The organism is Promicromonospora soli, assembly GCF_014653785.1.
In the GTDB taxonomy this organism is placed as follows: Bacteria; Actinomycetota; Actinomycetes; order Actinomycetales; family Cellulomonadaceae; genus Promicromonospora; species Promicromonospora soli.
Window position 1 is genome coordinate 123,516 of sequence record NZ_BNAS01000007.1, and the last position, 13,011, is coordinate 136,526.

14 protein-coding genes are annotated in these 13,011 nt (G+C 69.9%); 1 reads left to right on the plus strand and 13 read right to left on the minus strand.

Annotated features, from left to right (window positions below):
• Positions 1-44 precede the first annotated feature (44 nt).
• Entirely contained in the window at positions 45-2,072 is a 2,028-nt protein-coding gene (locus IE250_RS20770) for a beta-galactosidase (RefSeq protein ID WP_189671211.1), read from the plus strand.
• 78 nt (positions 2,073-2,150) lie between these two features.
• Here the strand turns inward: IE250_RS20770 and nucS are convergent, their stop codons facing one another.
• The 13 genes from nucS to IE250_RS20835 all read right to left on the minus strand — a co-directional run bounded on the left by nucS (position 2,151) and on the right by IE250_RS20835 (position 12,945).
• Entirely contained in the window at positions 2,151-2,846 is a 696-nt protein-coding gene (gene nucS, locus IE250_RS20775; protein ID WP_189671212.1) for an endonuclease NucS, read from the minus strand.
• Positions 2,846-3,271, minus strand: coding sequence for a DUF2550 domain-containing protein (locus tag IE250_RS20780; protein WP_189671213.1), 426 nt, complete (start codon positions 3,269-3,271; stop codon positions 2,846-2,848). Before IE250_RS20780 ends, nucS begins: the two co-directional genes overlap by 1 nt.
• Positions 3,272-3,283: 12 nt before the next feature.
• A complete protein-coding gene (locus IE250_RS20785) occupies positions 3,284-3,544 on the minus strand; it encodes a F0F1 ATP synthase subunit epsilon (protein WP_189671214.1) in 261 nt (86 codons plus the stop codon).
• A 109-nt stretch (positions 3,545-3,653) separates the two neighbouring features.
• Positions 3,654-5,129 (minus strand): F0F1 ATP synthase subunit beta, encoded by a 1,476-nt coding sequence (gene atpD, locus IE250_RS20790; RefSeq protein ID WP_189671215.1) that lies wholly within the window; start codon positions 5,127-5,129, stop codon positions 3,654-3,656.
• 70 nt (positions 5,130-5,199) lie between these two features.
• Entirely contained in the window at positions 5,200-6,099 is a 900-nt protein-coding gene (locus IE250_RS20795; protein WP_189671216.1) for a F0F1 ATP synthase subunit gamma, read from the minus strand.
• Between the two features lie 3 nt (positions 6,100-6,102).
• Positions 6,103-7,731, minus strand: coding sequence for a F0F1 ATP synthase subunit alpha (gene atpA / locus IE250_RS20800; protein ID WP_189671217.1), 1,629 nt, complete (start codon positions 7,729-7,731; stop codon positions 6,103-6,105).
• 55 nt (positions 7,732-7,786) lie between these two features.
• Complete coding sequence (locus IE250_RS20805; protein WP_189671218.1) at positions 7,787-8,602, minus strand: F0F1 ATP synthase subunit delta; 816 nt, start codon at positions 8,600-8,602, stop codon at positions 7,787-7,789.
• Complete coding sequence (locus IE250_RS20810) at positions 8,602-9,180, minus strand: F0F1 ATP synthase subunit B (RefSeq protein WP_189671219.1); 579 nt, start codon at positions 9,178-9,180, stop codon at positions 8,602-8,604. Before IE250_RS20810 ends, IE250_RS20805 begins: the two co-directional genes overlap by 1 nt.
• Positions 9,180-9,410 carry an ATP synthase F0 subunit C gene (locus tag IE250_RS20815; RefSeq protein ID WP_189671220.1) on the minus strand — a complete coding sequence of 77 codons (231 nt, stop codon included), beginning with the start codon at positions 9,408-9,410 and terminating at the stop codon, positions 9,180-9,182. Before IE250_RS20815 ends, IE250_RS20810 begins: the two co-directional genes overlap by 1 nt.
• A 122-nt stretch (positions 9,411-9,532) precedes the next feature.
• Positions 9,533-10,192, minus strand: coding sequence for a F0F1 ATP synthase subunit A (gene atpB / locus IE250_RS20820; protein ID WP_505909244.1), 660 nt, complete (start codon positions 10,190-10,192; stop codon positions 9,533-9,535).
• Positions 10,193-10,562: 370 nt separating this feature from the next.
• Positions 10,563-11,021 (minus strand): Cg1360 family ATP-synthase-associated protein, encoded by a 459-nt coding sequence (locus tag IE250_RS20825; protein ID WP_189671221.1) that lies wholly within the window; start codon positions 11,019-11,021, stop codon positions 10,563-10,565.
• A complete protein-coding gene (locus IE250_RS20830; protein ID WP_229872644.1) occupies positions 11,018-12,247 on the minus strand; it encodes an MraY family glycosyltransferase in 1,230 nt (409 codons plus the stop codon). Before IE250_RS20830 ends, IE250_RS20825 begins: the two co-directional genes overlap by 4 nt.
• A complete protein-coding gene (locus IE250_RS20835) occupies positions 12,244-12,945 on the minus strand; it encodes an L-threonylcarbamoyladenylate synthase (RefSeq protein ID WP_229872655.1) in 702 nt (233 codons plus the stop codon). Before IE250_RS20835 ends, IE250_RS20830 begins: the two co-directional genes overlap by 4 nt.
• Between the last annotated feature and the right edge of the window lie 66 nt (positions 12,946-13,011).

Consider the following 13,011-nt stretch of genomic DNA (forward strand, 5'->3'; position numbering starts at 1 on the left):
TTCGCTCCACCGCCCCACCCTCTCCACCGACCCGAGGACGATCCATGACGGTTCCCTTCGCCCCTGCCCGCCTCCTCTTCGGCGGCGACTACAACCCCGAGCAGTGGCCGCGCGACGTCTGGGCCGAGGACATGGCGCTCATGCGCCGGGCAGGCGTGAACACGGTGACGATCGGCGTGTTCTCGTGGGCCACGCTCGAGCCCCGCGAGGGGGAGTTCGAGCCCGGCTGGCTGGACGACGTCGTCGCGCTCCTCGACGCCCACGAGATCGGCTTCTTCCTCGCGACGCCCACCGCCTCCCCGCCGCCGTGGTTCACCCGGGCGTACCCGGACGCGATGCCGGTACGGGCCGACGGCGCCCGCCTGTGGCACGGCTCGCGCGACACGTACGCGATCAGCGCCCCCGCCTACCGCGACGCCGCGCGGCGGGTCGCGCGGTTCCTCGCCGAGCGGTACGGCGCCCACCCGCGCCTGCGGGGCTGGCACGTGCACAACGAGTACGGCTCGGTCGACCACGGCCCGCACGCGGCAGCCGCCTTCCGGCGCTGGCTCCGAGACCGGCACGGCTCGCTCGAAGCGCTGAACGACGCCTGGTACACGGCGTTCTGGTCCCAGCGGTACGACGACTGGGACGAGATCGAGCCGCCGCGCGCGACGCAGTACCTGGCCAACCCGGCCCACGCGGTGGACTTCAAGCGCTTCTGCTCCGACGAGATGCTCGCGGCCTTCACCGAGCAGCGCGACGAGATCCGCGGGGCCGGCTCGACCGCGCCGGTCACGACGAACTTCATGCATCCCACCTGGGACCACCTCAACCAGTGGGACTGGCGCGAGCACCTGGACGTGGTCTCCGTCGACCACTATCTCGACACGGCCGGCCCGGACGGCGAGGCCCACGCCGCGTACGCCGCCGACCTGACCCGCTCGTGGGGCGGCGGACCCTGGCTGGTCATGGAGCAGGCCGCCGCCGGCATCCGGGACGGCGCGCGGCATGCCTTCAAGGACCCCGATCGCGTGATCCGCAACTCCCTGGGATACGTCGCCCGGGGTTCCCAGAGCGCGCTGTTCTTCCAGTGGCGGGCGTCAGCCGGCGGCTCCGAGACGTGGCACAGCGCGATGGTGCCGCACGCGGGCCCGCGGAGCCGGACGTTCGAGGGCGTCGTCGAGCTCGGCGCGCTCCTCGGCCGCCTCCATGAGATCGCGGCACCGCCCGCCGACGGACCGGTCGTCGAGTCCGACGTCGCGGTCCTGTGGGACGCCAACGGCCGGTGGTCGCTCCAGACGCCGCACCTCCCGCACGACGACCTCGACTACACGAGCGAGGTTCGTGCGGCGCACCGCGCCCTGTGGCGCGCCGGGGCCGCCGTCGACTTCGTGCGCCCCGGCGCCGACGTCGCCCGCTACCGGGTGCTGTTCGTGCCGACCCTGATGGCGATGGACGCCGACACCGTCGCGTGGCTGACCCGGTACGTCGAGGCGGGCGGGCACCTCGTCGTCGAGCGGTTCACCGGCGTCGCGGACGAGCACCAGCGGGTCGTGCCGGGCGGCTATCCGGGCCGGCTGCGGGACCTCCTGGGCGTCCGGGTCACCGAGCACGTCCCGCTCGTGCCGGACGAGACCCAGGAGCTCAGCGACGGGTCGATCGTCGACCAGTGGACCGAGCGGATGGACCCGCCCGAGGCGGACGTCGTCGCCACCTACGCCGAGGGCACCCTCGCCGGCTTGCCCGCCGTCACCCGCCGTCGCGTCGGCGACGGCAGCGCCACGTACGTCTCGACGCGGATGGTGCAGGCGTCGTGGGACGTGTTCGTCGCAGCGCTGCTCGCGGAGCATGGTGTGCGCCCGGTCGTCCCCGAGGCGGTCGGCACCGGGCTCGAGGCGATCCGCCGCCGCGGCGCAGGGGCAACGTACCTCTTCCTGCTGAACCACGGTGAGCGGAAGCTCCGGGTGGCCGGCCCGGGGCACGACCTCGTCACCGACGCCGCGACGGACCACGGGATCGTCGTGGCCCCGGGCGGCTACGCCGTGGTCCGCGAAGGCGCGGACGCCGCGTGGTCGGTGACCCCGCTATAGCCATCACCTTTGTTGTGGGCGCGATCGTTGCGCCTACCTGCCCGATTTAGGCGCAACGATCGCGCCCACAGCAAAGGATCAGAAGAGGCGGGACGTCGGGTCGTCCGCGCCGCGCATCGCGTCGTAGTCCAGGAGGAGGGTCGCGATCCCGCGGTCCTTGGCGAGCACGCGCGCCTGCGGCTTGATCTCCTGGGCGGCGTACACGCCGCGGACCGGGGCCAGCAGCGGGTCCCGGTTCAGCAGGTCCAGGTACCGCGTGAGCTGCTCGACGCCGTCGATGTCGCCGCGGCGCTTGATCTCGACGGCTACCGTCGAGCCCGAGCCGTCGCGCGCGAGGATGTCCACCGGACCGATGGCAGTGGGGTACTCACGGCGGACCAGGGTGTGCCCGTCGCCCAGCAGGACTATCTGCTCGGCGAGCAGCTCCTGCAGGTGCGCCTCCACGCCGTCCTTCACGAGGCCCGGGTCGATGCCCAGGTCGTGGGCGGAGTCGTGGTGCACGGTGAACAGCTCGACCTCGAGCCGGTCGTCGGACTTGGCGTGCTGGACGGTCCACACCTCGGTGACGCCGCGCTCCGCAGCCTCCTCGGACGGCTCTCGCACCGTGAGCGTGCACGGGGGGCTCATCCAGTTCAGCGGCTTGTACGACCCGCCGTCGGAGTGGATCAGCACGCTACCGTCGGCCTTGACGACGAGAAGCCGCGTCGCAGGCGGCAGCATCGCGGTCAGGCGGCCCGTGTAGAGGGCGGAGCAGTCGGCCACGACCAGCCGCATCAGAGAACCAGATCCTGTCGTCCGGGAGGGGCGGCCTCCAGCCAGGAGGCGAGGCCGAAGTAGTCGCCGGCGGCGAGATCGAGCTCGAAGTCGAGCCCGTCGTACCGGCACTGCACGAGGTAGTGGTCACCCTGACCACGCTCGTCCGGGTCCAGCGGGATGCGGCCCGTCACGGTGAGCCGCTCCCGGTACCAGGTGCGGGCCGGACGGGGTGACAGCGACCAGCACCGCCACCACTCGATCCGGCCCACCGCATACTGGGCGATGCCCGGCGTCCAGGAACCCTCTGGGTTACCGGTCGCCCGGGCATTGCAGTCGAACGAACCGACCCTGTGGGACAGGGTCCGCAGGCGCGAGATGCCCACTGCGAGCACCAGCGCGAGCACGCCGAGCACCGCTATCGCGATCCATATGACGCCCGGCACCCGCGTTCTCCCTCAGACCAGGGAGATCTCGTCGACCACAAGGGTGACGAGGTTGTTGTCCACGGACACGAAACCGCCGGTGACTCGCGCCTCCAGGGCCGGGCCCGACGTCGTCTCCACCTTGATCGTGCCCGGGCGAAGCACGGCCAGCAGCGGCGTGTGGTTCGCCAGGATGCCGATCTGGCCGTCCACGGACGGCGCGCTCACCTGGCTCGCCGCACCGCTCCAGACCTTACGGTCCCGGGACACGAGGTCCACGCTCAGCTCTGCCACGAGAGCTCCTTCCGATGTAGCGGGCGCGATGCCGCCCCTTGCGGGTTGCCTGATTCTGGCATGCCCAGAGGGGCGGCATCACGTACGGGGGACGTACGAGGCCTCGATATCAGGCTCCGTACTCCTTCTGGATCCGTGCCCAGTTCTCTTCGAGCATCTCAAGTCCACCGATGTTGTAGAAGGCCTGCTCGGCGATGTGGTCGAACTCGCCGTCGCAGATCTTCTTGAATGCCTCGATGGTCTCCGACAGGGGCACCGTCGAGCCCACCACACCCGTGAACTTCTCCGCCATGTACGTGTTCTGGGAGAGGAACTGCTGGACGCGGCGCGCACGCGCGACGACCGTCTTGTCCTCTTCCGAGAGCTCGTCCACACCGAGGATAGCGATGATGTCCTGGAGCTCCTTGTTGCGCTGCAGGATGGACTTCACGCGGGTCGCCACGTCGTAGTGCTCCTGGCCCACGTAGCGCGGGTCGAGGATGCGGGACGTCGAGGCCAGCGGGTCGATCGCCGGGTACAGACCCTTCGACGCGATCTCACGAGAGAGCTCGGTCGTGGCGTCCAGGTGGGCGAACGTCGTGGCCGGGGCCGGGTCCGTGTAGTCGTCGGCCGGCACGTAGATGGCCTGCAGCGACGTGATGGAGTGACCGCGCGTCGAGGTGATGCGCTCCTGCAGGAGGCCCATCTCGTCGGCCAGGTTCGGCTGGTAGCCCACAGCGGACGGCATACGGCCGAGCAGCGTGGAGACCTCGGAACCGGCCTGCGTGAAGCGGAAGATGTTGTCGATGAAGAGCAGGACGTCCTGCCCCTGCACGTCACGGAAGTACTCCGCCATCGTCAGGGCCGAAAGCGCCACGCGCAGACGCGTGCCCGGCGGCTCGTCCATCTGGCCGAAGACGAGGGCCGTCTTGTCGAAGACGCCGGCCTCGTCCATCTCGGCGATCAGGTCGTTGCCCTCACGGGTGCGCTCGCCGACACCGGCGAACACCGACACACCACCGTGGTCCTGGGCCACACGCTGGATCATCTCCTGGATGAGGACCGTCTTGCCGACGCCCGCACCACCGAAGAGACCGATCTTGCCACCCTGGACGTACGGGGTCAGCAGGTCGATGGACTTGATGCCCGTCTCGAACATCGTGGTCTTCGACTCGAGCTGGTCGAAGGCCGGCGCCTTGCGGTGGATCGGCCAGCGCTCGGTGACCTCGAACTTCTCGCCCTCGGCGAGGTTCAGGACGTCGCCCGTCACGTTGAAGACCTTGCCCTTGGTGATGTCGCCGACGGGCACGCTGATCGGCTCGCCCGTGTCGGTCACCACGGCGCCGCGGACCAGGCCGTCGGTCGGCTTCAGGGCGATGGCGCGCACCAGGGAGTCGCCCAGGTGCTGCTCGACCTCGAGCGTCAGCACGGACTTGTTCTCGCCCTTGCCGGACAGGTCGATCTCGACGGTCAGCGCGTTGTAGATCTCAGGGATCGCGTCATCGGGGAACTCGATGTCCACGACGGGGCCGATCACCCGAGCGACCCGGCCGGTGCCGGGGCCGCTCGTGTGCTCGACCGTGGATTCCACGGTGGTGGCGGTCATACTTGCCTCGCTTCGGTGGGCCGGAGGGTCCTCCGGCGGGGGATTCTGGTGGGCTTGTCGGCCTGCGCGATCAGGCACCGGCCAGGGCGTCGGCCCCGGAGACGATCTCGCTGATCTCCTGGGTGATGTCCGCCTGACGGGCCTGGTTGGCCAGTCGGGTGTACGTGCGGATCAGGTCCTCGGCGTTGTCGGTAGCCGTGTGCATGGCGCGCTGGCGGGCAGCCAGCTCGGACGCCGCGGCGTCGAGCAGCGACGCGTAGATGCGCTGCTGCACGTAACGCGGGAGCAGCGAGTCCAGCACGGCCTCCGGCGACGGCTCGAAGTCGTAGAGCGGCAGGGCCTCGTGCTCTTCGGCCTCGACCACACCCTCGACCACCTCGAGCGGCAGCATGCGCACCACGCGGGGGCGCTGCGTCACCATGTTGACGAACTGCGTCGAGACCACGTGCAGCTCCGACACACCGCCCTCGTCCTCGGTAGCGAGGAACTTCTCGAGCAGCGCCTCCGCGATCTCCTCCGCGACCTCAGGCGACGGCCGCTCCGAGCCGTACACCCAGGTCGAGACGAGCTCGCGCCCACGGAACGTGTAGTAGGCGATCGCCCGACGACCGGCGACGTAGAGCAGAACGTCCTTGCCCTCGGCCTGGAGCTGCTGCGTCAGCCGCTCCGCCTCACGGACGACCGACGCCGGGTAGGAGCCCGCCATGCCACGGTCCGACGAGACGACGAGCACCGCCGCGCGCTTGGCGCCCGCGACCTCCCGCGTGAGCGGGTGGTCGATGTCGGTGTGCGTCGCCACGGCCGAGACCGCGCGCGTGATCGCCTGTGCGTACGGCGCTGCCGCTGCCGTCCGCGCACGGGCCTTGCCGATGCGGGACGCAGCGATCAGCTCCTGCGCACGGAACATCTTCTTCAGCGACTGCGTCGACTTGATCCGTGCCTTGAAGACGCGCTGGGATCCACCGGCCACGGGTCAGGCCTTCTTCTTGACGACGATCTGCGCCTGCTCGACGTCGACGTCCCCGCCCTCGACGATGCCACCGACGAGCGCGGTGCCGTCGCCCCGCTGGAAGCCGGACCGGAAGTCGTCGACGGCGGCGCCGAGCGCCTCCTCCGTGTCGGACTCCAGCTTGCCGGTCTTGAGGATCGTCTCCAGGACGTCGGTCTTGCGGCGCAGGTGGTCCAGCAGCTCGGACTCGAACCGCTTGACGTCCTCGACCTCGACGTCGTCGAGCTTGCCCTTCGTACCGGCCCACACCGCGGCGACCTGGTCCTCGACCGCGTACGGCGAGTACTGGGGCTGCTTGAGCAGCTCCGTCAGGACGGCGCCTCGCTGCAGCTGTGCGCGGGACGCGGCGTCGAGGTCGGACGCGAACATCGCGAACGCCTCGAGCGAGCGGTACTGCGCCAGCTCCAGCTTCAGCGTGCCGGAGACCTTCTTCATCGCCTTGATCTGCGCGTCACCACCGACTCGGGAGACCGAGATGCCGACGTCCACGGCGGGACGCTGGTCGGCGTTGAACAGGTCGGACTGCAGGAAGATCTGGCCGTCCGTGATGGAGATGACGTTGGTCGGGATGTACGCAGAGACGTCGTTCGCCTTGGTCTCGATGATCGGCAGACCGGTCATCGAGCCCGCGCCCAGCTCGTCCGAGAGCTTCGCACAACGCTCGAGCAGACGGGAGTGCAGGTAGAAGACATCACCCGGGTAGGCCTCGCGGCCCGGCGGGCGGCGCAGCAGCAGCGACACGGCGCGGTAGGCCTCGGCCTGCTTCGACAGGTCGTCGAAGATGATCAGGACGTGCTTGCCCGAGTACATCCAGTGCTGGCCGATTGCCGAACCTGTATACGGCGCCAGGTACTTGAAGCCGGCCGGGTCGCTAGCCGGAGCCGCGACGATGGTCGTGTACTCGAGCGCGCCGGCCTCCTCGAGGGCGCCACGCACGGAGGCGATGGTCGAGCCCTTCTGGCCGATGGCGACGTAGATGCAGCGCACCTGCTGGTCCGGGTCGCCGGTCTCCCAGTTCGCCTTCTGGTTGATGATCGTGTCGACCGCGATCGCCGTCTTGCCGGTCTGGCGGTCACCGATGATCAGCTGACGCTGACCACGGCCGATGGGGATCATCGAGTCGATGGCCTTGATGCCGGTCTGCAGCGGCTGGTGCACCGACTTGCGCTGCATGACGCCGGGCGCCTGCAGCTCGAGGGCACGGGTGCCCTCCGTCGCGATCTCGCCCAGTCCGTCGATGGGGGTACCCAGCGGGTCGACCACGCGGCCGAGGTAGCCCTCGCCCACGGGGACCGAGAGCACCTCGCCGGTGCGGCGGACCTCCTGGCCCTCCTCGATGCCGGTGAACTCGCCCAGGACGACCACACCGATCTCGCGGACGTCCAGGTTCTGCGCGAGTCCGAGCGTGCCGTCCTCGAAGCGCAGCAGCTCGTTGGCCATCACGCCCGGGAGGCCCTCGACGCGGGCGATGCCGTCCGCGGCGTAGGCGACACGGCCCACCTCTTCGGCTACCGCTTCCTGGGGCTCGTAGGACTTCACGAAGCTGTCCAGTGCGGCCCGGACCTCGTCCGGCCGGATCGTCAGCTCAGCCATTGCTCTTCTCCTGTCGTGGCCGCGAAAGCCGCGGCGGAAGGTTCATGTTCACGTTTCAGCCGGCCAGACGACGCTGAGCGTCAGCAAGGCGCGACAGGACGGTCGAGTCGACGACGTCCGCGCCGACCTGGATGCGCATGCCCCCGACGATGGCGGGGTCCACGGTGACGTTCAGCTGCACGGGCTTCCCGTACGAGCGCTGGAGAACCGCGCCGAGGCGCTGCTCCTGCTCGCGGGTGAGCATCGTCGCGCTCGTCACGGAGGCGACGAGGCGCTGGCGGCGCTCCGCCGCGACGTCGCCGAACCAGCCGATCGTCTGCACGAAGCGACGGCCGCCGCGGAGCGACGATGTGGCACGCTGCGCCAGGCGCTGGGTCACGGTGTCGACCTTGCCGCCGACCAGCGCGTCCACGAGCGCCACCCGGCGCTCGGGTGCGGTCGAGATGTCCGAGAGGACCTGCTTCGCCTCCCGCTGGCCGACGAGCGACCGGCTGATCCGGAACAGCTCGTCCTCCACCGTCTCGAGCACCCCGCGCGCCTCGGCGGAAGCCAGCACGGCATCCACGCCGAGACGCTCGACGGCGTCGGCCAGGTCGTTGTCGCTCGCCCAGCGGGACCGGACGAGCCCGGAGACCAGGTCGACCACCCGCTCGTCGAAACCGCTCAGCAGGCCGGCGACCAGGCTGGCCTTGGCCTCGCCCTCGCGGGACGGATCGGCGAGCGAGCGGCGCAGCGCGGCCGAGTCGTCCAGCGCCGACACGAGGGTGAGCAGCTGCTCGCCCAGGGTCAGTGCGTCCGCACCCGCGGCACGCAGCACCGGCTCGAAGCGCTCCTGCGCCGCCGTCAGCGATGCCCCGCTCGATCCCCGCATCACGCCTCCTTGTTGCTTGCCACGGTCTGGCTGGCCTCGAGCTCGTCGAGGAAACGGTCCACCACGCGCGACTGCCGGGCCGAGTCCTCGAGGGACTCGCCCACGATCTTCGACGCCAGCTCTGTCGCCAGGGCACCGACCTCGGTGCGCAGGGACACCGAAGCGGCCTGCCGCTCGGCCTCGATCTGGCGGTGCGCCGTCTCGCTGATGCGCTCCGCCTCTTCGCTCGCCTTGGCCTTGAGCTCCTTGACGATGGCGGTGCCCTCGGCACGCGCCTCCTCACGGACCTGCGCGGCGTCGGCACGTGCCTCGGCGAGCAGCTGCTGCTGCTGAGCCAGCGCCTCGTCGGCCGCCTTCTGCGCCGCCTCGGCCTTCTCGATGCCACCCTCGATGAGGGAAGCACGCTCGTCCAGCACCCTGTTCATCTGGGGCAGCACGAGCTTGTAGAACACCGCGGCGATGATCAGGATCGTGATCGACGACCACAGCAGATCGTATCCGGCAGGCAGGAACAGGTCGATCCCCTGCGGCTCTTCCGTCTGCGCCGCTACCTGGGCGGCGCTCGAGTGCGCCGTCATCAGACGAACAGGAAGCCGGCGACGAGACCGAGGAGCGCGAGCACCTCGACGAACGCGATACCGAGGAACATGGTGGCGCGGAGCTGACCGGCAACCTCGGGCTGGCGGGCCATACCCTCGATCGTCTTGCCGATGAGGATACCGAGGCCGATACCCGGGCCGGTGGCGGCGAGGCCGTAGCCGACCGCGTTCAGGTTGCCAGAGACCTCAGCGAGAGTGGTGACGTCCACTTTGCGTCTTCCTTCCGTTGGGCGCCGGACCGGTCGGTACGGCGTCGCGTGGTGTGCGGAGGCGCTGGTGCGCCCGTCGCGGGTTTCCAGGTGTAGCTATGAAGCGCCGTCCGGAGGAGCGATCAGTGCTCCTCCTCCAGCGACATGTTGATGTAGACCGCGGCCAGCAGCGCGAAGATGTACGCCTGCAGGAACGCGACCAGAACCTCGAACAGCGTCACGAAGATGCCGGCCGGGATAGTGAGGACTCCGAAGGCCATCAGGCCGCTGCCCGCCGAGTCCACGATGAAGAACTGCGTGGCGGCGAAGCAGAGCACCAGCATGATGTGGCCGGCGATCATGTTGGCCGTCAGTCGGACCATCAGCGAGCCCGGCCGGATGATGAGGAGCTGCAGCAGCTCGATCGGCGTCAGGATGAAGTAGATCGGCCACGGCACACCCGGCGGGAACAGGTTCGCCTTGAGGTAGCCGCCCAGGCCGTGCTTGCGGATGCCGACCGCCCAGTAGGTGGCGAACACCCAGAGCGCCAGGATCAGCGGCAGGCCGATGCGCGACGTGCTGGCCAGGTTCAGCCCCGGGATGATGCCAGTGACGTTGAACGCCAGGATGGTGAGAAAGATGGTGGTGAGCATGGGCACGAAACGCTTGGCGTTGTCCTTGCCCAGGATCTCTTCGCCGATCTGCACCCGGACGAAGTCCAGGAGGTATTCGACAGCCGACTGGAACCGTCCCGGAACCACCTTGGCGTTACGCGCGGCGACCACGAAGATCGACAGCAGCACCAGGGTGGCGATGATCCGGATGATCCAGATGCGATCGATCTGGAAGATGGTGTCCTCGAAGAGGATTGCCGGCGGGAAGAAGTCGGAGATCGACGGCGTGTGGAAGCCGCCCTCACCCTCGTGGCCTTCAGTGGCGGCGAGGATTACGGACGTCGCGTACGTGGACAGGAGGACTCCCAGGTGGTCATTAGGCCCCGCGCGCGTCTCCGCATAAGGGCGGAACGGGCGCGCCGTCGGGCCTGGCCGTCATGGATTCGTCGTAAGCCTAACCTATACACCGTGCGAATTTAGCCGCAGAACGGCTTGGCGCGGCCCCTTGTGACATATTGCGCAACCGCACGTCAGGTCGTCGGCCGCTGAGAGGGCTCGGTCAGGCCCCGGCGTCGGGCCGCACGTACTCGATCCGGCCGCCCTTGACCGCGCGGTAGTCGAGCACCGCGGAGCCGACGGCGCCGATCAGCACCACCACCATCAGAACCCAGCGGTCGTAGAAGTCCAGCCGGGACAGCACCGCCAGCCCGGCGATCAGCACCACGATCTTGACGAGCCAGCCGCCCATCACGACGGCGCCCGTGGCCGCCGCGCCCTTGCCGACCGCGAACATCATCGACACCACGGTGCCGCCGCAGAACAGGCCTGCCAGGGCCGCCCCGACCAGCGCGCCCCACACACCCGGCAGATCGGCGAACAGGTAGCCCACGACCGACCCCAGCACCGCGAGACCCGCCACCAGGATCAGGCCGTCCCGGCCTGCGGTGCGCAGCATCGCACGCTCGGCGGCGGTGCTGTCGTTGTCGGGTAGCGGTGCCACGGGGTTCTGCTCGGTCATTCGACGGTCTCCTTGGTCTGGGGAGCGACACTCTCGGGAGCGGCGCTCTGCGGGACGACGCTCCGCGCGGGCGCCCCTGCTCCCACCGCGGCGGGAACCTTCGGGACCTGCCCGGACAGCGCGACGTCGTCGTCGAGGAACCGTCCGCGGTTGCGCAGCGGGCCGAGCGTGGCCAGCAGCGCGAGCACGGCGAACACGGTGGTCCAGACCAGCACGACCTCCCAGTCCCACCGCACGAGCGCGGCGGCGCCGAACGCGAACACGGCGGTCCACACGTACAGGATGACGACGGCACGACGGTGGGAGTGGCCGAGGGCCAGCATGCGATGGTGCAGGTGCATCCGGTCGGGCGCCATGGGCGACTTGCCGGCGGCCAGCCGCCGGATCACGGCCAGCCCCATGTCGAGCAGCGGCAGCATGAGCACCGCCACCGGGAGCAGCAGCGGGATGAAGGCGGGCAGCGCCTGGGCACCGGTCATGACCTCCGGCTGGACGTTGCCGGTGACGGTGATCGCCGCGCCGGCCATCACCAGGCCGATCAGCATGGAGCCGGCATCGCCCATGAAGATGCGCGACGGGAAGAAGTTGTGCGGCAGGAACCCGACGCACACGCCCACGAGCACTGCCAGCATGAGCGAGGCGAGGCTGGCGTAGTTCTCCGGCGTCGCCTGCTGGGTGAGCCCGTACGCGTACAGGAAGAACGCGCTGCCACCGATGGCGACGATCCCTGCGGCGAGCCCGTCGAGGCCGTCCACGAAGTTCACGGCGTTCATCGCGATCACCACTATCAGGACCGTCACCACGAGCGACATGCGCGACGACGGGATGGTCGTCCCGCCGATCGGAAGCGTGATGAGCTGGACCCCCTGGAGCGCCATGAAGCCGGCGGCCAGCACCTGGCCCGCGAGCTTGGTGACCCAGTCGAGGTCCCACTTGTCGTCGGCCCAGCCCAGCGCGCACACGATCGCGGCGCCACCCACGATGCCCCACGCCTGGCGGTCCGCGAAGACCCCGGACAGGAACGGCATCTGCGAGGCCAGCAGCACCGACACGACGATGCCGATCAGCATGGCGAGCCCGCCGAGGCGCGGCGTCGGCACCAGGTGCACGTCGCGGGCCCGCACGGCCGAGATGGCCGAGGTCTTGAGCGCTACCCAGCGGGCGAAGGGCGTGGTCAAGAACGTGACCGCCGCGGCCACGAGCATCAGGAGCAGGTACACCCTCACTCGTCGTCCTCCGCGGCACCGGTCGAGGGCTCGCTCGGGTCGTCCTCCGGCGACGTCTGCCGTCCTTCGACGTCGGCGACCTCGCGCAGCGCCTCCAGCGTCACGGCGCCCTCCCGGACGATCCGCAGCGTCGGCCCGGTCGCGTCCACGATCGTGGAGGCGACGCCGCCCGGCGCCGTGCCCCCGTCGAGGTAGACGGCGACGGCGTCGCCGAGCTGGCGCGCGGCGTCGTCCACGTCCGAGGCGGCCGGGCTGCCCGACTTGTTCGCGCTGGACACGGCCAGAGGGCCGGTGCGCTTGAGCAGGGCGAGCGCGGCGGGGTGGTCCGGCATGCGCAGGGCGACGGTGCCGCCCGTGTCGCCGAGGTCCCACCGCAGCGACGGCTGCGCCCGCAGGATGATCGTGAAGCCGCCCGGCCAGAAGGCCTCGACGAGCCGGCGGGCGTCGTCGGGCACGTCGGTGGCCAGACCATCGAGGGTCGCCACCTCCCCCACCAGGACCGGCGGCGGCATCTGCCGGCCGCGGCCCTTGGCCGCGAGGAGCGCGGCTACCGCGGCCTCGTCGAACGCGTCGGCAGCGATGCCGTACACGGTGTCGGTGGGCAGGACCACGAGGCCACCACGGGAGATCGCATTCACTGCCTCGTCGATCGCGGGGCCCCAGGTCTGCGGGTCGGTGGCGTCGAGCACGGGATGCACAGGCACACTCACGCGCACCAGTCTTTCACGATCTGGGACCCAGGCAGTGCCTTCGTCGCCCGTCAC